The sequence below is a fragment of the Trichocoleus sp. FACHB-591 genome (assembly GCF_014695845.1).
GTDB lineage: Bacteria > Cyanobacteriota > Cyanobacteriia > FACHB-46 > FACHB-46 > Trichocoleus.
Map to the genome: position 1 here is coordinate 1 of NZ_JACJPA010000113.1, position 24234 is coordinate 24234.

The 24234-nt window shown below is 48.8% G+C and carries 20 protein-coding genes and 1 pseudogene; 10 read left to right on the forward strand and 11 right to left on the reverse strand.

The features are described 5' to 3' along the window. Positions 1-246: 246 nt before the first annotated feature. Both H6F90_RS25285 and H6F90_RS25290 read left to right on the forward strand, forming a co-directional pair. On the forward strand, positions 247-603 hold the full coding sequence (locus tag H6F90_RS25285; RefSeq protein WP_190554835.1) for a PadR family transcriptional regulator: 357 nt from the start codon (positions 247-249) through the stop codon (positions 601-603). A gap of 5 nt (positions 604-608) precedes the next feature. Next, entirely contained in the window at positions 609-1379 is a 771-nt protein-coding gene (locus H6F90_RS25290) for a hypothetical protein (RefSeq protein WP_190554836.1), read from the forward strand. Between the two features lie 36 nt (positions 1380-1415). Here H6F90_RS25290 and H6F90_RS25295 read toward each other — a convergent pair whose 3' ends face one another. Together H6F90_RS25295 and H6F90_RS25300 are read right to left on the reverse strand one after the other, a co-directional pair. Then, on the reverse strand, positions 1416-1751 hold the full coding sequence (locus H6F90_RS25295; protein WP_190554837.1) for an SH3 domain-containing protein: 336 nt from the start codon (positions 1749-1751) through the stop codon (positions 1416-1418). A gap of 455 nt (positions 1752-2206) precedes the next feature. After that, positions 2207-3238, reverse strand: coding sequence for an NADP-dependent oxidoreductase (locus tag H6F90_RS25300; RefSeq protein ID WP_190554838.1), 1032 nt, complete (start codon positions 3236-3238; stop codon positions 2207-2209). 368 nt (positions 3239-3606) lie between these two features. Between H6F90_RS25300 and H6F90_RS25305 the strand changes: the two genes are divergently transcribed. Continuing rightward, a complete protein-coding gene (locus tag H6F90_RS25305; protein WP_190554839.1) occupies positions 3607-7350 on the forward strand; it encodes an NB-ARC domain-containing protein in 3744 nt (1247 codons plus the stop codon). Positions 7351-7530: 180 nt separating this feature from the next. Here the strand turns inward: H6F90_RS25305 and H6F90_RS30885 are convergent. Next, positions 7531-7695: pseudogene (locus H6F90_RS30885) on the reverse strand (IS256 family transposase); the annotation flags it as partial. Between the two features lie 171 nt (positions 7696-7866). On the opposite strand from H6F90_RS30885, the gene H6F90_RS25310 reads away from it, so the two are divergent. Then, positions 7867-8706: a polysaccharide deacetylase family protein gene (locus H6F90_RS25310; RefSeq protein ID WP_199296170.1), complete on the forward strand. Its 840-nt coding sequence runs from the start codon at positions 7867-7869 to the stop codon at positions 8704-8706. A 283-nt stretch (positions 8707-8989) separates the two neighbouring features. On the opposite strand, the gene blaOXA is transcribed toward H6F90_RS25310, so the two are convergent. The 6 genes from blaOXA to H6F90_RS25340 all read right to left on the reverse strand — a co-directional run bounded on the left by blaOXA (position 8990) and on the right by H6F90_RS25340 (position 13753). Then, positions 8990-9889 (reverse strand): class D beta-lactamase, encoded by a 900-nt coding sequence (gene blaOXA, locus H6F90_RS25315; RefSeq protein WP_190554841.1) that lies wholly within the window; start codon positions 9887-9889, stop codon positions 8990-8992. A gap of 71 nt (positions 9890-9960) precedes the next feature. After that, positions 9961-10473, reverse strand: a complete 513-nt coding sequence (locus H6F90_RS25320; RefSeq protein WP_190554842.1) for a GNAT family N-acetyltransferase — start codon at positions 10471-10473, stop codon at positions 9961-9963. Positions 10474-10477: 4 nt separating this feature from the next. Beyond that, positions 10478-11773, reverse strand: coding sequence for an MFS transporter (locus tag H6F90_RS25325; protein WP_190554843.1), 1296 nt, complete (start codon positions 11771-11773; stop codon positions 10478-10480). A 44-nt stretch (positions 11774-11817) separates the two neighbouring features. After that, positions 11818-12327, reverse strand: a complete 510-nt coding sequence (locus tag H6F90_RS25330) for a GNAT family N-acetyltransferase (protein ID WP_199296171.1) — start codon at positions 12325-12327, stop codon at positions 11818-11820. Positions 12328-12609: 282 nt separating this feature from the next. Beyond that, positions 12610-13122, reverse strand: a complete 513-nt coding sequence (locus tag H6F90_RS25335) for a DUF1579 domain-containing protein (RefSeq protein WP_190554844.1) — start codon at positions 13120-13122, stop codon at positions 12610-12612. A 121-nt stretch (positions 13123-13243) separates the two neighbouring features. Further along, positions 13244-13753, reverse strand: a complete 510-nt coding sequence (locus H6F90_RS25340) for a hypothetical protein (protein ID WP_190554845.1) — start codon at positions 13751-13753, stop codon at positions 13244-13246. Between the two features lie 239 nt (positions 13754-13992). On the opposite strand from H6F90_RS25340, the gene katG reads away from it, so the two are divergent. After that, positions 13993-16221 (forward strand): catalase/peroxidase HPI, encoded by a 2229-nt coding sequence (gene katG, locus H6F90_RS25345; protein ID WP_190554846.1) that lies wholly within the window; start codon positions 13993-13995, stop codon positions 16219-16221. A gap of 613 nt (positions 16222-16834) precedes the next feature. Here katG and H6F90_RS25350 read toward each other — a convergent pair. After that, positions 16835-17236 carry a four-helix bundle copper-binding protein gene (locus H6F90_RS25350; protein WP_190554847.1) on the reverse strand — a complete coding sequence of 134 codons (402 nt, stop codon included), beginning with the start codon at positions 17234-17236 and terminating at the stop codon, positions 16835-16837. Positions 17237-17926: 690 nt separating this feature from the next. On the opposite strand from H6F90_RS25350, the gene H6F90_RS25355 reads away from it, so the two are divergent. Continuing rightward, positions 17927-18940 (forward strand): sulfate ABC transporter ATP-binding protein, encoded by a 1014-nt coding sequence (locus H6F90_RS25355; protein ID WP_190554848.1) that lies wholly within the window; start codon positions 17927-17929, stop codon positions 18938-18940. Positions 18941-19024: 84 nt separating this feature from the next. Then, a complete protein-coding gene (locus tag H6F90_RS25360) occupies positions 19025-19897 on the forward strand; it encodes a prohibitin family protein (RefSeq protein WP_190554849.1) in 873 nt (290 codons plus the stop codon). Here the strand turns inward: H6F90_RS25360 and H6F90_RS25365 are convergent. Beyond that, positions 19894-20811, reverse strand: coding sequence for a LysR substrate-binding domain-containing protein (locus H6F90_RS25365; protein ID WP_190442425.1), 918 nt, complete (start codon positions 20809-20811; stop codon positions 19894-19896). The genes H6F90_RS25360 and H6F90_RS25365 overlap by 4 nt on opposite strands. Before the next feature lie 379 nt (positions 20812-21190). On the opposite strand from H6F90_RS25365, the gene H6F90_RS25370 reads away from it, so the two are divergent. The 3 genes from H6F90_RS25370 (at position 21191) to H6F90_RS25380 (ending at position 24208) form a co-directional block, all read left to right on the forward strand. Next, the gene (locus H6F90_RS25370) at positions 21191-22672 is read left to right on the forward strand and encodes an APC family permease (RefSeq protein ID WP_190554850.1); all 1482 of its coding nucleotides are present in this window, start codon (positions 21191-21193) and stop codon (positions 22670-22672) included. Positions 22673-22753: 81 nt separating this feature from the next. Continuing rightward, a complete protein-coding gene (locus H6F90_RS25375) occupies positions 22754-23521 on the forward strand; it encodes a cadmium resistance transporter (RefSeq protein WP_190554851.1) in 768 nt (255 codons plus the stop codon). Positions 23522-23542: 21 nt separating this feature from the next. Next, complete coding sequence (locus tag H6F90_RS25380) at positions 23543-24208, forward strand: cadmium resistance transporter (RefSeq protein WP_190554852.1); 666 nt, start codon at positions 23543-23545, stop codon at positions 24206-24208. The last annotated feature ends 26 nt before the right edge of the window (positions 24209-24234 follow it).

The following is a 24234-nucleotide window of genomic DNA, read 5'->3' on the forward strand; positions in this document are numbered from 1 at the left end:
GATAGCACTGTCTTCCGCGACGGTGACCGTTTTTAGCCGTGTGAGTGGAGTGACATTGAGGACATTTCATACCTTCATTGTGCCAAAGCCAGCATTACTCTTTCAGCAACGCCTTTTTTTCAACAGACATTTCATTTAGCCCATGCAAGTTCCTGCAGTTAAGCTGCAACTTATGATGAAGTGTGGTAGTTTTGCAGACTTTTAACCTCGTATTGACATATATCCGTTACGGATATAGCATGAGGTATGGATAAAGAGAATACAACCAATAAACCCCTTACTCCAGCAGTGTTTCATATCCTTCTCGCGCTCTCCACACAAGAGCGCCATGGCTATGAAATCATGAAGCAGGTCGAGTTGGATTCGCAGAGCAAGGTAAAGATGGGACCTGGAACGCTCTACGGCTCGATTGGTCGCATGATTGAGGCGGGATTGATATGTGAGAGTGACAAAAAGATAGACCCAAAAATGGACGACGAGCGGCGGATCTATTACCAAATCACCGGGCTCGGTAAAAAAGCACTCGCTGCGGAATTGGAGCGATACCACGACCTTCTGATGGTTGCTCAACAAAAACGGATCTTTCCGAATACTTTTGCGTAGGACATATGAACGAACGCTTAATACGACGATACCGGAACTGGTATGCAAAACTGCTTCGTCTTTACTCGAAGCCTTACTATGAGCGCTTCGGTGAAGGAATGAAGCAAGCTTTCACCGATCTTCTCCGAGAGCGTGCAGAGGAAGGACGAGGATTATTTGGTTATGCTCTTTGGCTGTTCATCGAAACATCCGCGGGAATTATGAGAGAGAACATAACATCTATCGTTAGGCAAAACAAAAACATTATTTACCTTGCACTCGGGACAGCATTCATATTGCTGATGCCTTTGATAGCGATGCTGTTTACCAATCAAGTAGTTTGGGATCTGACCGATTTCATTGTTGCTGGTATCCTCATCTTTGGTACGGGTCTCGCCTATGAGCTGGTAGCGAGGAAGGGGGGCACGATGGCATACCGAGTAGCCGTTGGCATCGCACTCGCGGCAGCGTTCCTCCTCGTCTGGATGAACCTTGCCGTTGGTATCATCGGCTCTGAGGACAACCCCGTTAACCTGATGTATTTCGGAGTGGTTGCCATTGGAATCCTCGGTGCCACCATCGCGCGTTTACGGCCACGGGGAATGGCACGTACGTTGTTTGCAACAGCACTCGCTCAGGCATTGGTTCCTGCGATCGCACTGATTATCAAGAAACCCCAGGTGACATCGGTAGAAGCATCTATGGGTGTGTTGAGTGTATTAGGTTTGAATGCGTTTTTCGTCATGATGTTTATCGGATCTGCTTTGCTGTTTCGGCGCTCCAGAGTCAGGCTATAAACTGGAGCTGATTCTATGCAATGACCCAGGTATAGTTCAGTCCCCAGCCATTTCCAGGTAGCGATAATGAATCCAACCAGGACGAGCATCAAGCTTTACCCATTCGCCAGAACATTCGGTTACTCTGACGTTGACATCATGTTGGTAAGGGATGACACCAATTCTTCGATAATCAGAACCAGGACCAGAACGGATGACGACTCCATTTGGGTCAATTACCAACACTGTGCAAACAGGTTTGATACCTGGTCTTAGCCGACATAGTTGTTCGACTGGGCTTTGATCTTGAGTAGCAACGGCTGGCACAGTGGAGCTAGCTACCATTAGTGTTAAAAAGGCTAAGGCAGTCAATCGTTTGTTGAATTTAAGCATGATTTTCCTTAGTTTGGATGAGCAGCTTGCTAGTCTGAGATGAACTACTTTGTGTGGGTGCGGGAAACTGAGCGATCGCCACGGAGACTGGCATCAAGATGGAAAACATGAGTCAGGTTCAGGATGAACAGAAGGTGCTGACTCGACATTTACTTCGTTGTCCTCATTCTTCAACAGACATTCCCTTTAGACCACGCAAGTTTCTTGAGTTAAGCTGCAACTTATGGTGAAGCGTGGTTTTCTGCAGGAACAAGGACCTCGATTCAGGGTTTGCAATTCGCACAAAAGGATGCAGCCCGTTATAAAAAAGATTTGCTTTGCTCTATTACTAAATAAGGGCATTAGTCAGCGGGATTGATGTCGAAGCGATCGCATAAATCCTGCCAATGTTGAGGCAAGGGCTCAGCGAAAAAACTTGAACACTGTCAAAAAAGTCCACAGCCAATCTGACGTAATTAGCTAGGTTCCTCTGAGACTTTAACGACTAGTTTTCCCTTCTTATTGCCATCGAAAAGTTTTAGGATTGCTTTCGGTGCATTTTCCAAGCCCTCGACAACCTCTAGAGCATATTTAATCTTTCCCTGACTGAGCCACTGTCCAAGGTCGTTTATCGCTTCAGCCCAGCGGGAAATGTAATCGAGGATAATAAACCCCTGCACACGAACACGCTTCGTCAGAATTTGACTGTAATTATAAGGGCCAGGAACAGGCTCTGTTGCGTTATAAGCTGAGATCAAACCGCATAGAGGAATACGTGCGTGCAGATTAATTTTGGTCAGCACGGCATCAAGAATAGAACCCCCAACATTATCGAAATAAACATCAATTCCATTGGGACAGGCTTGAGCGATCGCGCTTTCCAAGTCAACGGTTTTATAGTTGATCGCTGCATCAAACCCAAGTTCTTCAACCAGCCAGCGGCATTTCTCATCAGAGCCAGTTATACCCACCACACGACAACCTTTGATCTTGGCAATTTGTCCGACAATGGAACCAACTGCTCCTGCCGCTGCTGACACAACCACAGTTTCTCCAACTTTTGGCTGTCCAATATCCAAAAGTCCAAAGTAAGCCGTGCAACCCGTAAATCCCAGGGGTCCCACAAATGTGGTGAGCGGACAGGGCAAAGGGGCAGGTAGTCGCATGAGAGAAAAGCCACTGTTTCCTTCAGCGATCGCATAATCTTGCCAACCCAGCATACCCGAAACCAAATCTCCCTGTTTAAAATTTGGATTCTTAGACTCTTCAACCACACCGATAATACCACCGCGCATGACTTCCCCGATTTCAACGGGAGGCATATACTGCTCCATGTCGCTCATCCAAATGCGATTGGTGGGGTCTAGCGAAAGATATATAGACCGTACCAGAACCTCACCCTCTTTAGGGCTGGGGATTGGTTCTTCGCGATACTCAAAATCGCTTTCCTTGATGTCACCAACAGGACGAGCTGCCAAGCGTAACTGCCGATTTATCCCTGTTTTCATAGCTTTATCCTTGAGTGGTCTATTCATAAGTACTTGCATAGCTTCACCTGTTTTTTCAAAAACGGTAGCCCAACATTCAGAAGTACAGCCCCTTTGACCTTTTGAATGAATGTCATAGATTAGGCTCAATGCAAACAAAGGCGCTAACTCGAAATTTACTTCGTTGTCCTCATTCTTCAACAGACATTCCATTTACACCACGCAAGTTCCTTTAGTTAAAGCTGCAACTTATCGTCAAGCGTGGTATTCTCCAGGAGAAAAGAAAAGACCTTGATTCAGTGGTTTGCAATTCCACAAAAGGATGCAGCCCCTCATAAAAATAAAAAAGTAAAAAGACTCGCTTTGCCCTTTAATCCGGCAATTTGCTTATGGATACCAATGCCAAGAAATCCAAGCGCAGTGGAGTTGCCTCTACACGAGTCAGAGGAGTCACTTTGTCGCCTCATGGATGGCAGCGATTTCAAGCGGCAAAACAGCAGGCAGAATCGGAGGAAGCCTGGGGGAAGCGGTTCACACAGGAAGATCTCAACGAACGCACAGGACTATCTCTCAATACCCTAGCCCGAATCCTTAATCGCGAGCTTGGTGTCGATCGGCAGTCGCTAGAGATCCTTTTTCAGGCATTTGGGCTGGAACTCACAAAGGCTGATTATGCACCTCCTGTCACAGCCTCTAAAACACTGGAGTCGCAGCGAGAAGATCCGCAACAAGACTGGGATAACGCGGTTGATACCTCGGTGTTTTATGGTCGTGAAACCGAATTGGCGCAACTGTGGCAGTGGGTGGTAGCTGAACGTTGTCGTGTAGTTGGGCTACTGGGGCTCGGTGGGATTGGCAAGAGTACGATCGCCGTCAAAGCAGCGCTACAGATGCAGTCTGACTTTGAGGTTGTGGTATGGCGATCGCTTGCCAATGCCCCTTTCTTCGACGATCTCCTCACCAGCCTGTTGAAATTTCTGATGCCGCTTCAAGGCGACGATCCCATCATCCCTACAACGGTAGACGGAAAGTTGTCGAAGGTGATGGAATATTTGCGATCGCAACGGTGCCTGCTGATTTTAGACAACGCCGAAACGATTTTGCATGGTGAACAAGTGGGTCAGTGGCAATCGGGGTATGAAGCTTACGGGCAATTTTTAAGAACACTGGGAGAAACATCCCATCAAAGCTGTTGCCTGCTGACCAGCCGTGAGAAACCCCGTGAAATCGCCATGTTGGAGGGCGAGCAGAGCGTGGTGCGATCGCTTTCTCTCAGTGGACTCACGCCCGATGATGGACGCGCCATTTTTCAGCAAAAAGGAGCGTTTACAGGTTCACAAGCCGAGTGGCAAACCCTAGTTAATCACTATGGCGGCAATCCTCTGGCACTGAAGTTGGTCGCCTCTGCCACGCAAGACTTGTTCGACGGCAGCGTCGCAGAGGTTCTAAGCTATCTTGAGCAGGGCGTTTTTGTCTTTGAAGACATCCGCGATTTGCTCGCTCGCCAGTTCAATCGTCTATCGATAGAGGAACAGAAAATTCTCTACTGGTTCGCTATTCACCGAGAACCGGTGGCGATCGCAGAGATTCGTGAAAACGTGATTGGTGCAGCTTTACAACAAACCGTTCCCCAACAAGTAAATTCGCTGCTCCGGCGGTCGCTACTCGAAAAAACAGATGGATTATTTTTCTTGCAGCCCGTTGTACTGGAATATGTCACAGAACGGTTGATACAACAGGTCTGTACAGAATTTACAACCCGACAGCTTGGTGTATGGCAAAGTCATTCATTGATTCGAGTACAGGCGAAAGACTATATCCTCAAGATGCAATTACGATTCATCGTACAGCCTGTAATAGAATGGCTTTTATCAGCTTACCGAAATGTGTCAGAAGTTGAAAATAGAGCAAGGCTACTTCTCACACAACAACGGTCAGAATATGAAGCAGGATATGCGGCGGGGAATTTGATCAATCTGCTGGTGCAACTTAAAGTAGATTTGCAGGGTTCCGACTTTTCTGAACTTGTAGTGCGGCAAGCTGATCTGCGGCAGATTAGTTTAGTAGGGGTCAATTTTCAAAATTCTGATTTAGCAACATCCCTTTTTTCAGAGACTTTGGGGGTGCCAACATCGGTTGATATTAGCCCCGATGGTCAAGTTTTTGCCGTGGGCGATATCAACGGTTTTGTGTATTTGTGGAATGTTGCATCCCATCAACTCATTGCAACATTTGAAGGACACCGCGGTGGAGTTTGGGCTGTTGCATTTAGTCCTGATGGCACGACACTGGCGAGTGGCGGTAATGATGCGACCGTACGGTTGTGGGATGTGCAAAGTGGTCAGTGTTTGTGGATTTCGCCAGGGCATACGAGTCGAATTTGGTCTTTAAACTTTAGCGCTAATCGTCAATGGTTAGCCAGTGGTAGTGATGATCAAACCGCAAGAGTGTGGAATTTACAGGGTGACTGCTTGCACGTTTTGAAAGGACACACCAAAAACGTTTATTCCGTTCACTTCTCACCCAACCATCCAATTCTAGCCAGTGGCAGTAAGGATGCCTCGATTCGGATTTGGGATGTTGAGACTGGAAAATGCCTAAATGTGCTGCAAGGGCATTCTTCCGGTATTCGCTGCGTGCGCTACAGCCCGGATGGTCAACGATTGGCAAGTGGCGGTCTCGATGGCTGCATTCAACTATGGATTCATCCGCCTAATTCTAAAACTCATTTATTTAATCCTGAATTATCGCTGCGGGGGCATACCAATTGGGTTCGGAACATTGTATTTAGTCCAAAAAGTGACACTTTAGACTGGGTTCGGAATATTGTATTTGGTCCAGAGAGTGACACTTTAGTAAGCAGCAGTGATGATGGCACCCTTCGGCTTTGGAATGTCCAAGACGGATACTGTACGAATATTCTGGGCGAACAGACGGTATCTGCTCTGGCGCTTGCTATCAGTGCCGTTCGCGGAGCATCCCCAGAGGGGTTTGGTCAGGTCTTGATCAGCGCCAACCAGGATCGAACCGTGCGGCTGTGGCAGATGCCGAGTGGGCAAAGCCTCAAAACGTTAAGCGGTTATACCTATGGAGAACACGCCTTAAGTTTTAGTCCTGTCACAGTTACAGCAGCTCAGAATCAGAATGATTTTGCCTCAGCGGGAACTGGATCGCCGAATCAACTGCTTGCCAGTAGTAGTAGTCAAACGGGAACGATTCATTTATGGCAATGGCAGGTTGATAGAGAACTACTCAGTTCGCCTCCCTACAAAACCCTGTACAGAGAAAACAGCCTAATTTCAAATTTAAGCTTTAGCCCGGATGGTCAAACCATCGCCACCAACGGGGAAGATGGTTCCATTTTTGTATGGGATGTGCAAACAGGACAGGGCGATCGCTGGATTGCTCATGATGCTCCTGTGTTAGCGGTGCTGTTTAACCCCGTTGGGCAAACCCTAGCAAGCAGCAGCCGTGACCGAACAGTACGTCTGTGGGATGTGCAAACTCACCAATGCTTACACGTGCTACAGGGTCATCAGAGCAGCATGCGGGCGATCGCCTTTGATCCCCAAGGTCGAACTCTAGCAAGTGGCAGCTATGACCAAACGATTCGGCTATGGGACGTGCAGACCGGGGAGTGCCTACGGGTGATAGAAGGACACAAGGGCGGGGTTTACGCGCTAGCATTTCATCCAACCGAGCCGATTCTAGCAAGCGGCAGCTTTGACCAGACGATTCGATTGTGGGATGTGCAAAGCGGAGCATGTCTAAGGACATTACAGGGGCATACCAGCATCGCGTTTACCATTGCTATCAGCCCGGATGGTCAAACGATTGCCAGTGGCAGTGATGACCAAACCGTTCGCCTCTGGAATCTGAAGACGGGGGAATGCCTTCATGTGATGGGTGGGCAAGCCAGTTGGATCGCATCCGTTGTCTTCAGCCCTGACGGTCAAATTCTATTAAGTGGGAGCTTCGATCGCACCATAAAACTGTGGGATGTCGCTACAGGACGCTGTATCAAAACGGCGAAAGGCGATCGCCTTTATGAGGGCATGAATATTCAAGGCACAACGGGGTTGACCAATGCTCAAAAAACAACATTAAGAGCATTAGGAGCCATTTCACGTTAGGTTCTCCCGTGCTTACAGCACATCTTGCAGAATAGCGATCGCCTTAACTCAGCGCTTACCTAGCGGATATTAAGTGGTGCAATTTGGAGAAGTTTTGCAAATTGAGCTCATGTCGCAACAGCTTATGCCATAAGCTATTTAGGAGAAAAGCCGTGAACGAAACAGTCTCTTGTTTTATTGAAGATGATGGCTCAACTCTGCCTGTAGCGCCTTTTCCACCAAACGCTTAGTGAGTTGTTTGAGCAACCCTTGCTCTCCGAGAACGGCTTCGGGTCCGGAGTAATCTTACAGCAGTTCATCGAGCAGCTGGTCCACTTTGGCGGCAGAAGGATTGGATTCTTTCATGGACGGTTTCCTGTCATTGGATGTTATTTTGACCGCTTACACAAAAAACTGTACAGTCTCTCGCCTGCATCGTCAGAGCTTCTGTTAATCTCGCTGTTGGTTTGTAACTCTAATGAATGAGCTTAAAACGTCTAGATGATGAACCGCTTTCTTACCCTGTGCTTGAGCACAATGCTTTTGACTGCAGCCGCCTCAGGGATTGCACAATCTGCCGCTCGCTCTGATGGGATGGCACAACTGCCACGCACCTGGCACACCTGTCCTGCAAACGTTCCAACCGCATCTGTTGCACCCTTCCCCCAGTTGCATCCCAATGCTTTGCAGGCCAGAGTGCCCATCATGATGTATCACGACATTCTGCCAGCAAAGAAAGTGGCGTATGACTTAACGCCTAACGAACTAAGACAGCACTTTGAGCGGCTGAAGGCGAACCAGATGACCCCCATTAGCCTCGCTCAATTGATGGCTCATCTGCGCACCGGTAGCCCTTTACCTAAGAAATCGATCTTACTGACGTTCGACGATGGCTATGGAGGGCACTATCAGTACGCCTATCCACTCTTAAAGGAATATGGGTACCCAGCTGTATTCTCGATTCACACCAGTTCGGTGGGGGTGAATGCGGGTCGGACTCACGTGAGCTGGCAAGAGCTCAGAACGATGGCCCATGATTCGCTCGTGACGATTGCATCTCATAGCAAAACTCACCCTGTGCTCACCAAGCTCTCTAATCAACAGTTGGTCCAAGAAGTTGCCGATTCGAAGAAAATTCTGGAATCGAGACTGGGTCGCTCGGTGCAGTACTTTACTTATCCCTATGGTCTTTATGATGCTAGAGTCAAGCGAGCCGTTGCGAATGCCAACTATCTGGGCGCGATCGCTTATGCAGTGCCGACAGAGGGCTTTGCGAACCAGTCACCGGACTTGTTGAGTCTGGCTCGCTTTGAAAAGTCTCAGCTTGACAAAGTGATTCCTCAAGCTTGGAGCGGCCCTCCCACACAGTGCAAGTGAACTGCAAACGGCTGGCTTATGTCCTGACGGTTCTCCAAGCCGCACCTGCTTATTTCATCGCTCCTCACCATAAATTTGTTCAAGTTTTGAGGAGAAGTTCAGCCCAAGCCTAGTGCGATCGTCCCTCGCCTTAGGTTGGGTTGACTAACAGGAAATTCAGCATTCCGAGCTTTTCAATCTCTAGCTAGCCCTGCTCATCCTTTGGAAACAGCGATTTGGTTGCTCACTTGAGAGAGAAACTCAGCCACCATTAAACTGATTAGGGGCAGCGATCGCATCAAAATTAGAGCAGCCCTAGGGCTTTGAAACTACGACGAGTCAGTTCTAATCGCTTAGGAGCATCTTCCATCGTAGACATGGCAATGTTAGCCGCAAAGAAATACACATTGTTATTTTGCTCTAAATAACCGACCAACCAACCCACACCAGGGCTAATCTCCGTCACCCAGCCGGTCTTTCCTCGTAAGATATAGTCTGGTGTTTGCTCCATAATCATGATGTTTTTGACCAAGTCGATTGTGCGTTTTGAGAAAGGCAAATCGTTTCGCTTCAACCGTTGGAGAAACTCAATTTCCTGTCTAGGAGTGATTTGCAGCGGACCCTCTAACCAGAAGTGATCAATTCGGTCTGGGGTGCCAATTTGGCGATTACCGTAGTTTGCTTGCTCTACAAACTTTTGCATTTGCTCATGCCCATTGCGACGAGCCAAGACTTGATAGAACCAAACGGTAGAGTCTTTGAAGGCTTGGCGGAGATTGGTATCTCGATTCCAAGCGGGAATTTCTCGCTGCACACCATCCCAAGTCAGAATTGCCAGATCATCCCGAATCACGCCTGTTTCCAGCGAAATCAGGGCATTGAGGATTTTGAAAGTCGAAGCGGGAAAGAAAGCCGTGGCATTGCGAGTCGGGTTATGTTCGTAGAAGCGATCGCGATTCTTGTCGTAGATGATGATCGAACCGTCTACTCCCAATTCCTGAAAGGCTTTCGCTAGATTTGGAGCTTGGGCAATCACAGCCTGCTCAGGATGCGCGATCGCTTGGGTGCTATCTCTTACAGGTATTACAGACTGAGAGTGGACAGGTGAAGCTACCAAACTGGCTAGGAATAGTAGTACCAGGCTACAACCCAGCAAAGCTAATCGTCTGAACTGCTTACTCAAAATAGATGTGATTCCCCTCATGTGTCCTGATTATGAAATAGCAAGTTAAGCCTGTGGTGATACAGTGCAAGTCAGAGTGATTCCGGAAAGCACTAGTCAGGGTCAACATTTTTGGGTTGCCAATCTTCTCGGTTCAGGCGGTAGACAAAGCAATCGTCCTCACCAAATTGACGGCGCTCAACACAGCGAAAGCCAAGCCGTTCGTAGAAGCAATGAACACGGGTATTACTGACCAGTGGATCAACCAGCACAGCCGTCACAGTTGGGGCAGCAAAACATCGAGCTAGGGCAAGCTGCATCATTTTCGTTCCATATCCTTTGCCTAAATCCGCTGCTTCGCCAATCCAAATATCGATGGCGCGGAGGTTCGTGGCGATCTCTCCCCAGTAATGGCTCTCCTCGCGAGCGGGGTCAATAATCTGAATGAAGCCGATCGCACGCCCGTCTATTTCAGCAATCAGTTGTTCTCGCCAATCAGGGGTGCGATCAAGTTCCACCTCCCAGTGCCAATCGTCGTTTGGGTCTGAGGCAATCACATGCGGTTGCTCATCCCAATGTTGCAGCAGAGCTAAATCAGCGGAGGTGGCAGGGCGGAGGGTCACCATAAAACTAATACTTTTGATAATTCACTGACAGTTTTTGGTACGAGCGCGATCGCATCGCCATCAGCGTTACAATCAGCCCGATCAATCCTGTCACGGTAAACAAGAGGGCAATGCCGCGATCGGCCCCTGTGCCAAACCAACTGCCAATCAGATTGGCACCCGCACCTGTGGTCATAAAGGGAATAAAGATAAATTGGGCGATCGGTCCAATCATAAACGCGGTCAGTGGGGATGCTGCTTGTTCGATGCTTTGGGCAAACCCGAATACCCGACCCTGACGTTCGAGCGGAATCACGGCTTGGATAATCGTTTGCTCGGATGCCTCAACGACCGGAATCAAGCACATGTAAATGAAGACACCGATCGCCAATAATGCGATCGAGGACTGAATCGTGAAGACTGCTGCAATGACCCACATGGCAATATTGGACAAAAATAGCGTTTTGAGCGGACTTTTTCCCAAACCTACCTTGCCAACCACCAATCCACCGACAATAAAGCCTACGCTCAAAAATCCCCACAACGTGCCCCAGACTTGGACGGAAACCAGGGATAAGCCATAGGCATCCATCAGAGACATGAAAACTCCACCTAGGAAGTTGTTGAAGCAGTTAAAGAAAATCAGTCCAAACAGTCCGGGAACCAGATGGATTGCTCGAATCGTGCCACGAATATCGATGCGATTGGTTTGATGGTCCAGATGGATAACTCCCTTTTCGGGAATGGCGATCGCCACTAAATGGAGAACTGCCAGAATCATCAGGCCCATTGCAAACACGAGCATCCAGTAGGCACCCAGAAATCCGATTACCATGCCACTAAAGAGCGACGCAACGAGGAATGACACACCGTTTGTTGTGCCCACGAGCCCATTCGCTTTGTCACGCTCTGCTTCGGGAATCAGGATGGTCACAAGGGTGGGTAGGGCAATCGTGCGAATGTTTCCGGCGATCGCTCCCACCAATGCCAGCGTGATAAAGCCCCAAAGCGGCACACTGGCAGGATTTGTAAAAACAGAGGATGGAGTTGAAACAAAGATAATATAGGCGAGGATGTACAAAATCAGAGAACAGGTACTCGAAAGCAGCATTGCTGTTTTCTTTTTGTATCGATCCACCAAAGATCCCAGGAAGAATCCAGAGAGAGCAACCGTCACCAGATACACACCTGCCATGACTGACATCACCAACACGGACTTCGTTTGCAGATACACCCAAAACGTGACGGCAAACCAAACAAAATTATTGGTCAGCGAAGCTAACAATGAGTTCGCTAAAACCGCGTAAAAAGTCTTGGTCATTCGCCAACCCCTCAATTCCTCAATTTCATATTGTCTCTGCCAACTTAGAGCTTCTTGAAATATCGGGCGATCGGTAACAGCCCAAAGCCCAGCTTTTCGTAAGTGTGACGGGCTGGGGCATGACCCGGATCACCTCCAGTCTCAACCATTGCAACAGACATTCCAGCATCTTTCATCCAAGAGAGGGCAAATTCCATTAAAGCCGTGCCGATGCCTTGACCTTGAAAATCTGGATCGACTGCAACCATATAGACTTCACCCATGCTGCTCTCTGAGTGGAGTTTCACGGCGACAAAGCCCACAGTTAAACCAGTATCGATTCCTATAGCATCACCCTCTGCACTCATTGCCACCCACACATTTGTGTCTTCGGCAGTGCAGACTTCAACAGCCTTTTGCTGGCTCACGCGCCAACCATCGGGATAGAATGAACGATACACATCAGCGTCTATCACTTGCTGAAGTGAGTCAAAGACTGGAGTCCAAGCTCGAAGCGACAGCCGAACGACTGTTTCAAGTTGGCGATCGCCATAAGGTTCAATCCGAATTTTCATGGTTGATAGTGGTGATTACCCCCAAGGGGAAACTGCTTCGCATCGCATTTACATGAAACAAGACCATACAGTGATATAAAGTCGAGTGCACGGGGTTGGGCAGGTAGTCTCTCTAGTAATACTACATTATACTACAAAAGTAATTGGGAATGAGGGAATGTGCTTTTAGATAGCGAGAGAATCTCAATCAGCTAGTTAACAAATATCCACGCAACACCCAAAGGCAAATCATATTGAGCATCGCGTGGATAATTTTTTCTGGTGGTAGAGTTGCTTTACGTTTTACTGCTTCCGCCGATAATGGGCGGTCATGAAGTGATGCCACTGCCCGTCATCCGTCAATATATGAGAAGTCAAAACTCGGTGATCGTCGCTCTTGAACTCGATCGCGTCTTTGTACTTTGCCATCTTCTCTTCACCCGTCATTGTTGGTCCATCAGAGGCAAGCGTTAGCACAGTTTCACCTGCGTCTAATTCACCGTCATATTGCCAGAGATACGTCATCATTGATCCGACCCAAGTGCCTACGTAGCGCTGTTTCTGTGGGTCGTAGCCCAGGGTCATCAGCGTTGTCGCAGGACCACAAGGCATCTCGCCCTGTCCTTCCGCCAATATCCAGAGACCACCCACTGAGCGAACCGTCTCGGTTCCTGTTGATTTTACAGAGGGTTGGTCTGGTCCCATCATTGCTTCGGTTTCATAGATCCATTCACCCACCAGCTTCTGGAGCCACTGATGTTCTTTCTCAGGTTGAGCGGATATTGGTGAAATTTGTTCGGTTTTCGTGGTTTCCATCTTGATCTCCTTGTGATGAATCTTGATGAATGAGGATTGCGATCGCGGTTCACACTTCTATTCCTGAGCAGATTCAACTCTATCAACTGAGCTGGATTTCACTCAGGGGGTAACAAGAAGGCTAGAACAAGGAGTGGAGTCGGGAAGCAGCGTGTAAGCCTCGCTGAAGATAGGATTGCTTATTGCCCCTAAGCTGCATCCAAGACTCGGCCCAATCGCTGGCTAAGTCCATCCCTCCTAACCAGGCTTGGGCATACAAACCGACCCAAAAATCGCTATGTCTGCGCCTCATTCTTCGCCCTTCTTTGGCTCGACAAATATAGCTGGCTGAGCCTTGAGTGCGAACTTCATGGCCTTGAATGACTGCACTGTTATAGGCAAGGGCTAAAAGGACAAATAAACCGCATAAGCGTTGGGGATTGAGACGAGTGGATTCCACCTGATACCCTCCACTTTTGTAATCGCGGAAAAAAGCTTCGATGCCCATGCGATGCCGGTAAGCCTGAACGGCAGCCCCTAAGGATGGCAGATTGGTTAAGAGAAACCAAGCACTTTTCTCACCATGGTTGCGATAAGCTCGTTTCCAGTAGCAAGCTACATTAAACAGTCCCAGCCCAGCTTGTTTCGTCACCTTCACCTGCTCGAAAAAGTGCGATTGACCCGGTTTTAATTCCCATACCGACAAACGCAATCAATGTTTGGAGAATCAGACCTCAGCAAAGACTCGAATTGTTTCAAATCATAACGTTGTTTATATTTCTCTTCGATTTATGACTCATCGAGTATCCCAGTAATTAGCCTTGTAGTATTTGCTTGCAATACCTGCAGGAGATCAAAAAGTCCATATCACAACATTTGATAGGAGATACTATGAGCAGCGGAAACGGATGCCCATTTACGGGCGGCGGTCAGAAATCTGAGCCTCGTCATAGGCCGGCGAACCGAGACTGGTGGCCAAATTATTTGCATCTGAACATTCTCCACCAGCACTCACCCCAAGCCAATCCTATGGGTGAGGAGTTCAACTACGCTGAGGAGTTCAAAAGCCTTGACTTAGCTGCCTTGAGGGCAGATATCTATGAACTAATGACCACCTCCCAGGATTGGTGGCCAGCCGATTACGGTCATTACGGGCCGCTCTTCATCCGGATGGCTTGGCACAGCGCTGGCACCTATCGGATTGGCGACGGTCGCGGCGGTGCAGGCTCGGGTAGCCAGCGGTTTGAGCCCCTCAACAGTTGGCCCGACAATGCGAATCTTGACAAGGCGCGCATGTTGCTTTGGCCCGTCAAGCAGAAATACGGCAAGAAAATTTCGTGGGCCGACCTGATGATCTTCGCGGGCAACTGTGCCTTGGAGTCAATGGGCTTCAAGACGATCGGCTTTGCCGGTGGGCGCGTAGACGTCTGGCAGCCAGAGGAAGACATCTACTGGGGTTCTGAGAAAGCCTGGCTCGGCAATGAGCGTTACGAAGAAGATCGCGTGCTGCTGAATCCGCTCGCCGCCGTGCAGATGGGCCTGATCTATGTGAACCCAGAAGGTCCAGACGGCGAGCCTGATCCGCTCGGCTCAGGGCGCGATATTCGCGAGACCTTCAAACGGATGGCGATGAACGACGAGGAGACAGTCGCGCTCACCGCTGGTGGGCATACCTTTGGCAAATGCCACGGTGCGGGCGAGGCATCGCACGTGGGTCCTGACCCTGGGGGTGCCACTGTCATCGATCAGGGCCTTGGCTGGAAGAACGCCTTCAACACGGGTGTCGGTGTCGATGCAATCACCAGCGGGATCGAAGGCGCATGGACCCCCACGCCGACGCAGTGGGACAACAGCTATCTCGAAACCCTGTTCAAATATGACTGGGAGCTGACGAAGAGCCCCGCTGGCGCATGGCAGTGGAAGCCCAAGGGCGACGCGGGTGCGGGTACAGTGCCCGATGCACACGATCCGTCGAGACGGCACGCCCCCATGATGACTACGGCAGATATGTCCATGAAGATGGACCCCATCTACAACCAGATTGCACAGCGTTATCACGATAACCCGGATGAGTTCGCAGAGCAGTTTGCCAAGGCGTGGTTCAAGTTGACGCATCGCGATATGGGACCGCGATCGCGTTATCTCGGAGCAGAGGTTCCCCAGGAAGAGTTCTTGTGGCAAGATCCGATCCCCGCCGTTGATCATGAATTGATTGATGAGCAGGACATCGCCGCTCTCAAAGCCAAGATTCTGGCTTCGGGATTGTCTATCTCGCAATTGGTTTCGACCGCTTGGGCGTCGGCGTCTACGTTCCGTTGCTCCGACATGCGCGGTGGCGCGAACGGGGCACGTATTCGTCTCGTGCCGCAGAAAGACTGGGAAGTCAACCAGCCAGAGCAGTTGGCAACAGTGCTGCAAACCCTGGAGGGAATTCAACAGGAGTTCACCAGCTCGCAGTCTGGCGGAAAACGGGTTTCGATTGCTGATTTGATCGTTCTGGGTGGATGTGCAGGCATTGAGCAAGCGGCGAAGAACGCTGGTCACAACGTGACGGTTCCCTTCAAGCCAGGACGTACGGATGCATTGCAAGAGAAAACGGATGTCGAGTCCTTTGCTCCACTGGAGCCGGTCGCAGACGGGTTTCGCAACTACACTAGTGGCAAACACAGCGAATCGCTCGAAGAGCTGCTGGTTGATCGAGCGCAGCTGCTGTCCCTGACAGCCCCTCAGATGACAGCTCTCGTGGGCGGCTTGCGCGTTTTGGGTGCGAACTTTGGCGGGTCCAAACATGGAGTCTTCACCGATCGCCCAGAGACGTTGACCAATGACTTCTTCGTGAACCTGCTCGACCTGAGCACGACATGGAAGGCGACCTCTGAGGAGGAATATGTGTTCGAGGGGAGCGATCGCAAAACCGGCGACTCCAAGTGGACCGCTACCCGGGTTGACCTCATCTTTGGCTCAAACTCTCAGCTCCGAGCCCTCGCGGAAGTCTATGGCGCTGTGGACTCGCAGCAGAAATTTGTGAATGACTTTGCGGCGGCATGGGACAAGGTGATGAACCTCGATCGCTATGACCTTCGCTCAGTCCAAGCGAAAAGCTCTGCAAGGAGTTTCTAAGCGTAACTTCAACCGACCATCGTGTGAACAGAAGTCGAGGCTACGCTAACCTGCGGAGAACCTGAAAACGGGTGGAAGCCAGAGACAGACATAGAGGCGGCGTGTCAATTGGTCTTGACACGCCGCCATAGCTTTAGGCCCATACATCAAAGCTGCTTGCAGTCACAATCATTGCTGCTTGATGTCGTCGCTGTGTCCTTAAGGCGAAGTGTAGCTACCAATAAATTGACGGCTACAACGGACACAGATGTAATTTTACTTGCCCCTTCTCTCACCATTCTTAACGGATGTGAGTGGATTGACATTAGCGGCGGATATACGCTGGAGCATTTTGAGTTTAATTCTAGCTAGCTACTTACTATCCCCTGTGGTCTACAGGATGGGAAGCGCAAATTTAGGATCTATTCGTATTATCTACCGGAGGTCAAAAGGTTCGGGCTAGGTTCAACATTAGCCATAGACGATGCTGATTTGAGACTAAAAAACCGCTCCCAACTGCTTGGCGATCGCCGAACCCGATCGCCAAGCGCTATAGTTTTCTTTCCTGGCCACACTCCTAAAAGCTGCCAAGAGCCGATGGTTGACACGAGACAAGTTTTTCGGAGACGACTAATTAGGATACTGCTTCAACTTCCAGATTAGCTCTGCGGAAGTATGCAGCAGACATCAGACCGATCGCTTTGCAATGCTCAGCGCACTTGCGGAAGATAGCAGCGTACTCTGTCATTTTTTCATCATGCATCTCGTCGCAAGCGATCGCGCACTTGAAGCACATCTCGGCGCAAAGCTGGCAGGTTCTACCTGCAAACTCAGAACCATCGGCAATCATGTTGATGCACATCATTGTCATCTCAGCACAATCGCGAAGCATAGACATCATCGAAACATCGATGTACTTACAGCTTCTATCTGAGCAGTAAGTCATGACTTCTAGGCACATGTTGTGGCAATCTGTGCAAACTTCGATACAGACTTTTAGCTCAGTTAATTCAGTATTCATAGAATCAGTCATCATATTTACCTCTATATTCTTTTGAGATAAGGACAATTGCTTTGGGTGCTTATTTAGAAGCGTATTCCTACCTTCTCAGCAAAGTCAATGGAGATGCTAAACCCCCCATTTAGAAGGCCAGAATGCCGCTCCATTTACCGGGAATTGCTGACTCTATCCCAGAAATTTACCGGAGATTAAGGGGGATTAGAAGCTAGGGGAGCCAGAAATCTTTGTAGGGGCTTGGCAAATAAGGCTCTGCAAATCACGTTGATTTAGTGATCATTCTGGCCTCTCAGGCTGCCTATCGGACTCAGAAACGAATCTGGCCTTAGATTTATTTTAGAAATTTTGAGAACAACAGGAAATTATATAGATAAGTAACTTTATAAGAAGTTGTAGTGGGATTTGGTGAAACGCAGAATTAAGAACCCTTTCAGGCGTTTTAGGAGTCATTTCAGGTTTTTAGGCAGACTAAGAAGTATGACGAAACTCGTAGTTGTATAAGCGGCTTATGTCAGGAAAACCTAACAATTCATTGTTTCATAACTCTTAAACGGTTCTAGGTAGCTTAGGTGTTGAGTCTAGCGGCAGAGTTCGGTGGCTCTACCTTTTGGTTGGCTACCAAAACTAAAGGTAGCCTTATGCTTGTATAAAATACGTTAACTCGATAGACTAACCGTATTTTGTAAATTGGGTTTCGGGAGAGTTGTCGTGGGTATTTCTGTTCAAAACGTTGACAAGCATTTTGGCTCCTTTCACGCGATCGATAATGTGAGCTTGAATATTGAGACAGGGTCCTTAGTTGCTCTTCTAGGTCCTTCAGGGTCTGGTAAATCAACTTTGCTACGGATGATTGCTGGATTGGAGCAACCTGACTCTGGAGAAATCTTTTTGACTGGCGAAAATGCCACCTACCGCTCAGTCCAGGACCGGGGAATTGGTTTTGTATTTCAGCATTACGCGTTATTTAAGCACCTAACCATTCGGCAGAACATTGCCTTCCCGTTAGAAATCCGCAAAGCTAAGCCTAGCCAAATTCGTCATCGGGTTGAGGAACTACTGAGCTTGGTGCAATTACGAGGGTTGGGCGATCGCTACCCCTCACAGCTGTCTGGTGGTCAACGGCAGCGGGTGGCGCTAGCACGGGCATTGGCAGTTCAACCCAAAGTTTTGCTTTTAGATGAACCTTTTGGGGCTCTGGATGCAAAAGTTCGTAAGGAACTGCGGACTTGGCTACGGAAACTGCATAACGAGGTTCATGTAACAACGGTATTTGTGACCCATGACCAAGAAGAAGCTATGGAAGTGGCTGATCAGATTGTGGTCATGAACGAAGGTCGGATTGAACAAGTTGGCAGCGCGGCAGAGCTTTATGATTCTCCAGCGTCTCCTTTTGTGATGAGTTTCATTGGTCCGGTGAATGTGCTCCCCGCGAATGCTGGCATCTTACCAAGAAACCAAGGAATACAAGGCGATCGCGTCTTTTTACGGCCTCATGATTTGGTGATCCGCTCCTATGCCACTGAGGATACAGTGCCTGCCAAGATTGAGCGGATTGTTCACCTAGGTTGGGAAGTTCAGGTGGAGTTAATGTTGCCTTCAGGTCGGGGAGTAACGGCTTACTTGGCGCGGCAAGACTTTGACAAACTGAACCTAGAACGGCACCAAGATGTCCATATCATCCCTAAGCAAGTGAAAACTTTTCCAGAGTATTCGTTGAATTAAGTAGATAGCTGTGAATAGCTTCTAATCTTTTGATGGGCTCACCCTTGCGACTACTCTTTGTCCGGACTTTAATTTTGTCTTGCTATGACCTTGGAATCTGCCCCCCCTCTTCAAAATGCTAAGCCAGCTACCAAGAAAAATAAAGATGCGTATGTTGCTAGTAGAGTTCTGATCGCTGTTCTATTAGCAGCTTTGCTTTCTACTTTCTTTGTCATTGTCAATGCAGGAGAGCGGGGGGTGTTGATGCAGTTTGGCAGGGTGCAAGAACCTGTGTTGGGGGAAGGAATTCACCTGATTGTTCCTGGCATTAATACCGTCAAGAAGCTGAGTGTGCGAGTGCAAAATCAGGAAATCTCTGCTGAAGCTTCTTCCAAGGATTTGCAAGATGTTTATACTGATGTCGCCCTCAACTGGCATATTATCCCTGAGGAGGTGGACAAAATTTTTCAACAAATTGGGGATGAAGCGACAGTTGTTACGACGATCATTAACCCTGCCGTCGAAGAGGTGCTGAAAGCAGTAGTGGCAATGTACACAGCCGAGGAAGTAATTACGAAACGGGGAGAGGTCAAAGCGGCAGTGGACCAGGCTCTGACAACGCGATTAGGCACTTATCACATTGCAGTTGATGACATCTCTCTGGTGCATGTACATTTCTCTAAGCGGTTTAGCAATGCGGTAGAGGCTAAACAAGTGGCAGAGCAAGAAGCCAAGCGAGCAGAATTTGTGGCCTTAAAGGCAGCTAGAGAAGCAAAAGCTAAGGTAAATTTAGCCAAAGGAGAAGCAGAAGCCCAGAACTTGCTGCGAGAGGGTTTAACCCCAGAGTTATTACAAAAGCAGGCGATCGAGAAATGGAATGGCAATCTCCCTCTGATTATGGGAGATGATGGTTCCTCCAAACTCCTCGATTTAAAGCAACTGGTTAAACTGGGTAAGCAACGCTTAAATCCTGATTAACCCTTTAACATTTGCTCAAAAGCGATCGCAATTTGGGTTTGAAACCGCTGTTGGTGTTTCAGCTTCAGCACGGGTTGAATAATTTCCAGAATGGAGCCTGCACCTTTGCGACTATTGGTGATCTGTACTGCTTGGAGGGTAGAGAGTTCGATCTCTTTTCTCACCATGAGTTCCGGGATCGCAGCGGCCCCTACTCCGCTCTCCACCACAGCTTTCACCATCTCGCTACTGCTTAGAACTAAAACTACATCTAGTTCACTGATCTCAATCCCCCAACTCTGTAGAGCTTGCTCAAACATCTGTTGAGCCCCCGAACCAGGCTCTCGCATGACCCAGGTGGTTTCGTTGAGTTCACGAACTGAGATTCTGGTGCGCTCAAACCAAGGGTGGGATTTGCCTACCACCACTTGCAGGCGATCGCTGCCAATAGCCTCCTCAGCTAAATAGCTTTTGAGCGCAGGTTTCACCTCACCGCTGACAATGCCTAAATCAAATAATCCGGTGGCTGTGCCTTCACAGATCTCTTCAGCATTAGCAAGGGTGCAAATGACGTTAATTCCTGGGTACTGACGCTTAAATTGACTAATTTTTCCTGGCAACCAGTAATTACCAATCGTCAAGCTTGAGCCTAGTTTCAACTCACCCCGTTGGAGGTTATTCAATTCCCGTAAACCGCGCTCAGTCAAAGCGACTTGCTCCAGAATCTTTTGCGCTTCTTCCTGGAGCAGCTTGCCCGCCTCTGTAATTTCCACTCGCCGACCAATGCGATGGAAGAGTTTGACACTGTACTCTGTTTCTAAGCTTTGGACGGCGGCACTGACTGCTGGTTGAGTAATGAAAAGTGCTTCAGCAGCGCGAGTAAAGTGTAATTGCTCAGCCACAGCCAAAAATATCCGTAATTGCTCCAGTGTCATAGTTGGCTTTTAACGCTCCCTGCTAGACGTTGTTAAGGAAAGTAAACTCCTAGAAATACCTTAAAAGCGATGGGTTCATCGGGGTTTGTCATCTTTAGCTTTATGCCTCTGCTGCTGTTGGTTCCAGGGGATCACAACAGCAGCTAGGATTTTGCAGTCTCTCAAAGCATTGGAGCAGATGAGCAGACATGAGCGATCTAGAGTTGATTACTTTTATTTATTAAACCAACAAAAAAGAACATTAGCTTCTATGGGTCTTCTTGACTAGAGTAAACATAGTGCTTTTGGCAATGCATCCTTGCTGAAGCAAAGCTCACCGGTCCCATCGGGAGTGGCCAAACTTCCAAGGATACATTTGCATACTGGGGGATTTGCATCCATGACTAGTGAATTTCAATCTGAGCAGAGTGCCCACGGCTTAAAGCCAAATTGCCTCTCCTTCGGTGAAGTGTTGGCCCAATCAGTTGCGGTCATTGCTCCCACTACCATCCCTGCCTCCAACTTAGGTTTGATTGTCGCGATCGCGGGAAATGGAACTTGGTTGAGTTTTCTGATTGGCATGGTTGGGTTGATGTTTGTCAGCATTAACATCAATCAGTTTGCGAGTCGCTCCGCTTCTCCGGGTTCGCTATATTCTTACATTGCTAAGGGTTTAGGCCCAACGGCAGGTGTAATTTGCGGCTGGAGTTTGGTTCTCGCCTATTTGTTTACTGGTATGTCAGTGTTGTGTGGCTTCGCCAACTTCAGCACCATGTTACTGGGTCATTTGGGCATCCATCCTTCTAGCCTGACTTTATTAGCGATCGGTGCTGGGGTGGCCTGGTATGCAGCTTACAAAGATATTAAGCTTTCAGCAATGGCGATGTTGTGGCTAGAAGGAGTCTCCATTGCTCTGATCCTCCTTTTGGGCATCCTGATTTGGGCTCATGCAGGGTTTGCGATCGACTTCTCGCAACTGACGCTGCAAGGAGCGAAGCCAGGTGGAATTGCGATGGGGTTGGTTCTGGTAGTCTTTGGATTTTCTGGATTTGAAAGTGCCACCTCTTTAGGAGACGAAGCTAAGCGACCGCTGAAGACCATCCCTAAGTCTGTGATGGGCAGCGCCATCTTAGCTGGGTTGTTCTTTACCCTCATGAGTTACATCGAGATACTAGGTTTTAGTGGTACTTCCGCTTCCCTAGCTACGACTGAAGAACCTTTAGGCTATTTATCTAGACAACTTGGCTTGGGATTTTTGGGAGAGTTGATCGCAATTAGCGCCTTGTTTAGTTTCTTTACTTGCGTGTTAGGCAGCATTAACCCAGCCGCGAGAGTGTTTTTGACCATGTCCCGTCATGGCTTGTTCCCTGCTTCCCTAGGCGAGACTCACTCCTCCAACCAGACGCCCCATATTGCCATTACGATGTCGGCGCTTGTCATGTTTCTGGTTCCTGCCTGTCTATCTCTCTTCCATGTCAAATTATTTGACAGCATGGGTTATCTGGGAGCCATTTGTACCTATGGGTTCTTGACGGTATACATTCTCATATCGATCGCTGCTCCCGTATATCTCTATAAAATTCAAAAGCTCCGACCACGGGATGTGCTGTTCTCAGTTCTGGGCGTTGGCTTCATGATGATCCCGGTCCTGGGGAGCGTCGGTGTTCCGGGCAGCCAAATTTTCCCAGTTCCCGAAGCTCCTTACGATGCCTTTCCTTATCTGTTCCTGCTCTATCTAACTGTGACTTGCGGCTGGTTTGTCATGCAAAGCCTCCGCTCTCCTCAGATTGTGCGAACGATGAAATCGAGAATTGAAGAGACGCATGCCAGGTTTGCTGTCCCTAGCCCTGTAGTCATCCCCTCGCTGACAGATGAAACCTAATTCTTCTGGGCACAACCCTGGTACCACAAAATTTATCTCTGAACTGATCTCTGTAGTAAAGACAATTAAGCGCTAATCAAGATGAATGACTTACTGACCGCATTGCCGACTGGTTTCACTGCCTTCACCGCTACGAATCTTGATGATATTTTGATCTTGCTCCTGTTCTTCTCCCAAGTAGATAGTGTGTTGCGGCGACGGCACATCGTAGCAGGGCAATACCTGGGTTTTGGGGTTCTTGTTTTAGCCAGCTTACCGGGTTTCTTTGGTAGCTTCTTATTCCCCCGTGATTGGGTGGGTTTGCTGGGTCTCGTTCCGATCGCGATCGGTCTTAGCCGCTGGTTCAGTCAAGATGAGGCAGATGAGGTGGCTGAGGAAACTACCCAGCCCGTCGAGAAGTCTTGGCTAACTAGTTTTCTCTCTCCCCAGACCTATAGTGTGGCAGCAGTCACCTTTGCGAATGGCGGCGACAATGTGGGCATCTATATGCCTCTGTTTGCTAGTAGTAGTTGGGAAAGTTTGTTAGCTATTTTAGGTGTGTTCTTCACCTTGGTGGGGGCATGGTGCTACCTGGCTTACCGTCTAACTCAGGTGCCTGCGATCGCAGATGCCCTAACCCGCTATGGAAACCAACTGGTTCCGTTTGTTCTAGTTGGCTTGGGAGCGTTGATTCTAGTAGACAGTCGCACCTTAGAAAACCGAGGCTTGGCGGTGTTGGCTTTAGTAATGGGTGTTCTCTTCGTCACAACGCTGAGTCGGAATTCCATGCAATACTCGTCTGGTATTGCTGAATGCACAGCCCAGGCTGTCCCGATGCCGCAGGCGCACTCCCCAATTGAGCACAAGTAGTAGCCTTGCCGCAGGAGCATCATGAACTGGTTTGGACAAGCCGTGATTACCGGGGTTACTGCCTTTGCCGCCACCAACATTGATGACATTGTAATCTTGATGCTCTTCTTTTCTCAGGTGAACGCTAATTTCCGTCCCAAACATATTATTTGGGGTCAATATTTAGGATTCACGACGTTGATGATTGCCTGTCTTCCCGGTTTTCTGGGCGGTCTCGTCATTCCTAAAGCTTGGATTGGTTGCCTGGGTTTCGTACCCATTGTGATTGGCATCAGTCATTGGCTGAACCGAAAACAAAATGAAACTCAAGTCCAGACGGTCACAGATGAGTTGAGTTTAGAGAAAGCAGTTGCCTCAGGAGTGCCTAGCTACTTAGGTTTGCTTGTGCCTCAGGTCTACCATGTTGCTGCTGTGACATTGGCAAATGGGGGGGACAATATCGGGATTTATGTACCGTTGTTGGCGAGTAGCGATCCAGCCAGTTTAGCGGTTATCCTGAGCGTCTTTTTTGTCTTGGTTGGAGTTTGGTGTTACATCGCTGAGCGCTTAACTCGACAGCCAGCCGTTGCTCGCCTGCTCACGGCCTATGGTCAGGCAATTGTGCCCTTTATTTTGATTGGATTAGGGCTTTACATCTTGGTTGATAGTGGGACTTACCGTCTATTGCCAGCGTTTTCCTCCCCGTAGCTATCATCTGTGCCAACCCATCCAAC

Coding starts and splice junctions, on each gene's coding strand:
- H6F90_RS25310 (WP_199296170.1), top strand. CDS start 7,867: ATGCTTTTGACTGCAGCCGCCTCAGGGATTGCACAATCTGCCGCTCGC.
- H6F90_RS25365 (WP_190442425.1), bottom strand. CDS start 20,811: ATGACACTGGAGCAATTACGGATATTTTTGGCTGTGGCTGAGCAATTA.
- H6F90_RS25285 (WP_190554835.1), top strand. CDS start 247: ATGGATAAAGAGAATACAACCAATAAACCCCTTACTCCAGCAGTGTTT.
- katG (WP_190554846.1), top strand. CDS start 13,993: ATGAGCAGCGGAAACGGATGCCCATTTACGGGCGGCGGTCAGAAATCT.
- H6F90_RS25320 (WP_190554842.1), bottom strand. CDS start 10,473: ATGGTGACCCTCCGCCCTGCCACCTCCGCTGATTTAGCTCTGCTGCAA.
- H6F90_RS25330 (WP_199296171.1), bottom strand. CDS start 12,327: ATGAAAATTCGGATTGAACCTTATGGCGATCGCCAACTTGAAACAGTC.
- H6F90_RS25380 (WP_190554852.1), top strand. CDS start 23,543: ATGAACTGGTTTGGACAAGCCGTGATTACCGGGGTTACTGCCTTTGCC.
- H6F90_RS25375 (WP_190554851.1), top strand. CDS start 22,754: ATGAATGACTTACTGACCGCATTGCCGACTGGTTTCACTGCCTTCACC.
- H6F90_RS25290 (WP_190554836.1), top strand. CDS start 609: ATGAACGAACGCTTAATACGACGATACCGGAACTGGTATGCAAAACTG.
- H6F90_RS25370 (WP_190554850.1), top strand. CDS start 21,191: ATGACTAGTGAATTTCAATCTGAGCAGAGTGCCCACGGCTTAAAGCCA.
- H6F90_RS25295 (WP_190554837.1), bottom strand. CDS start 1,751: ATGCTTAAATTCAACAAACGATTGACTGCCTTAGCCTTTTTAACACTA.
- H6F90_RS25325 (WP_190554843.1), bottom strand. CDS start 11,773: ATGACCAAGACTTTTTACGCGGTTTTAGCGAACTCATTGTTAGCTTCG.
- H6F90_RS25360 (WP_190554849.1), top strand. CDS start 19,025: ATGACCTTGGAATCTGCCCCCCCTCTTCAAAATGCTAAGCCAGCTACC.
- blaOXA (WP_190554841.1), bottom strand. CDS start 9,889: ATGAGGGGAATCACATCTATTTTGAGTAAGCAGTTCAGACGATTAGCT.
- H6F90_RS25335 (WP_190554844.1), bottom strand. CDS start 13,122: ATGGAAACCACGAAAACCGAACAAATTTCACCAATATCCGCTCAACCT.
- H6F90_RS25300 (WP_190554838.1), bottom strand. CDS start 3,238: ATGAAAACAGGGATAAATCGGCAGTTACGCTTGGCAGCTCGTCCTGTT.
- H6F90_RS25305 (WP_190554839.1), top strand. CDS start 3,607: ATGGATACCAATGCCAAGAAATCCAAGCGCAGTGGAGTTGCCTCTACA.
- H6F90_RS25350 (WP_190554847.1), bottom strand. CDS start 17,236: ATGATGACTGATTCTATGAATACTGAATTAACTGAGCTAAAAGTCTGT.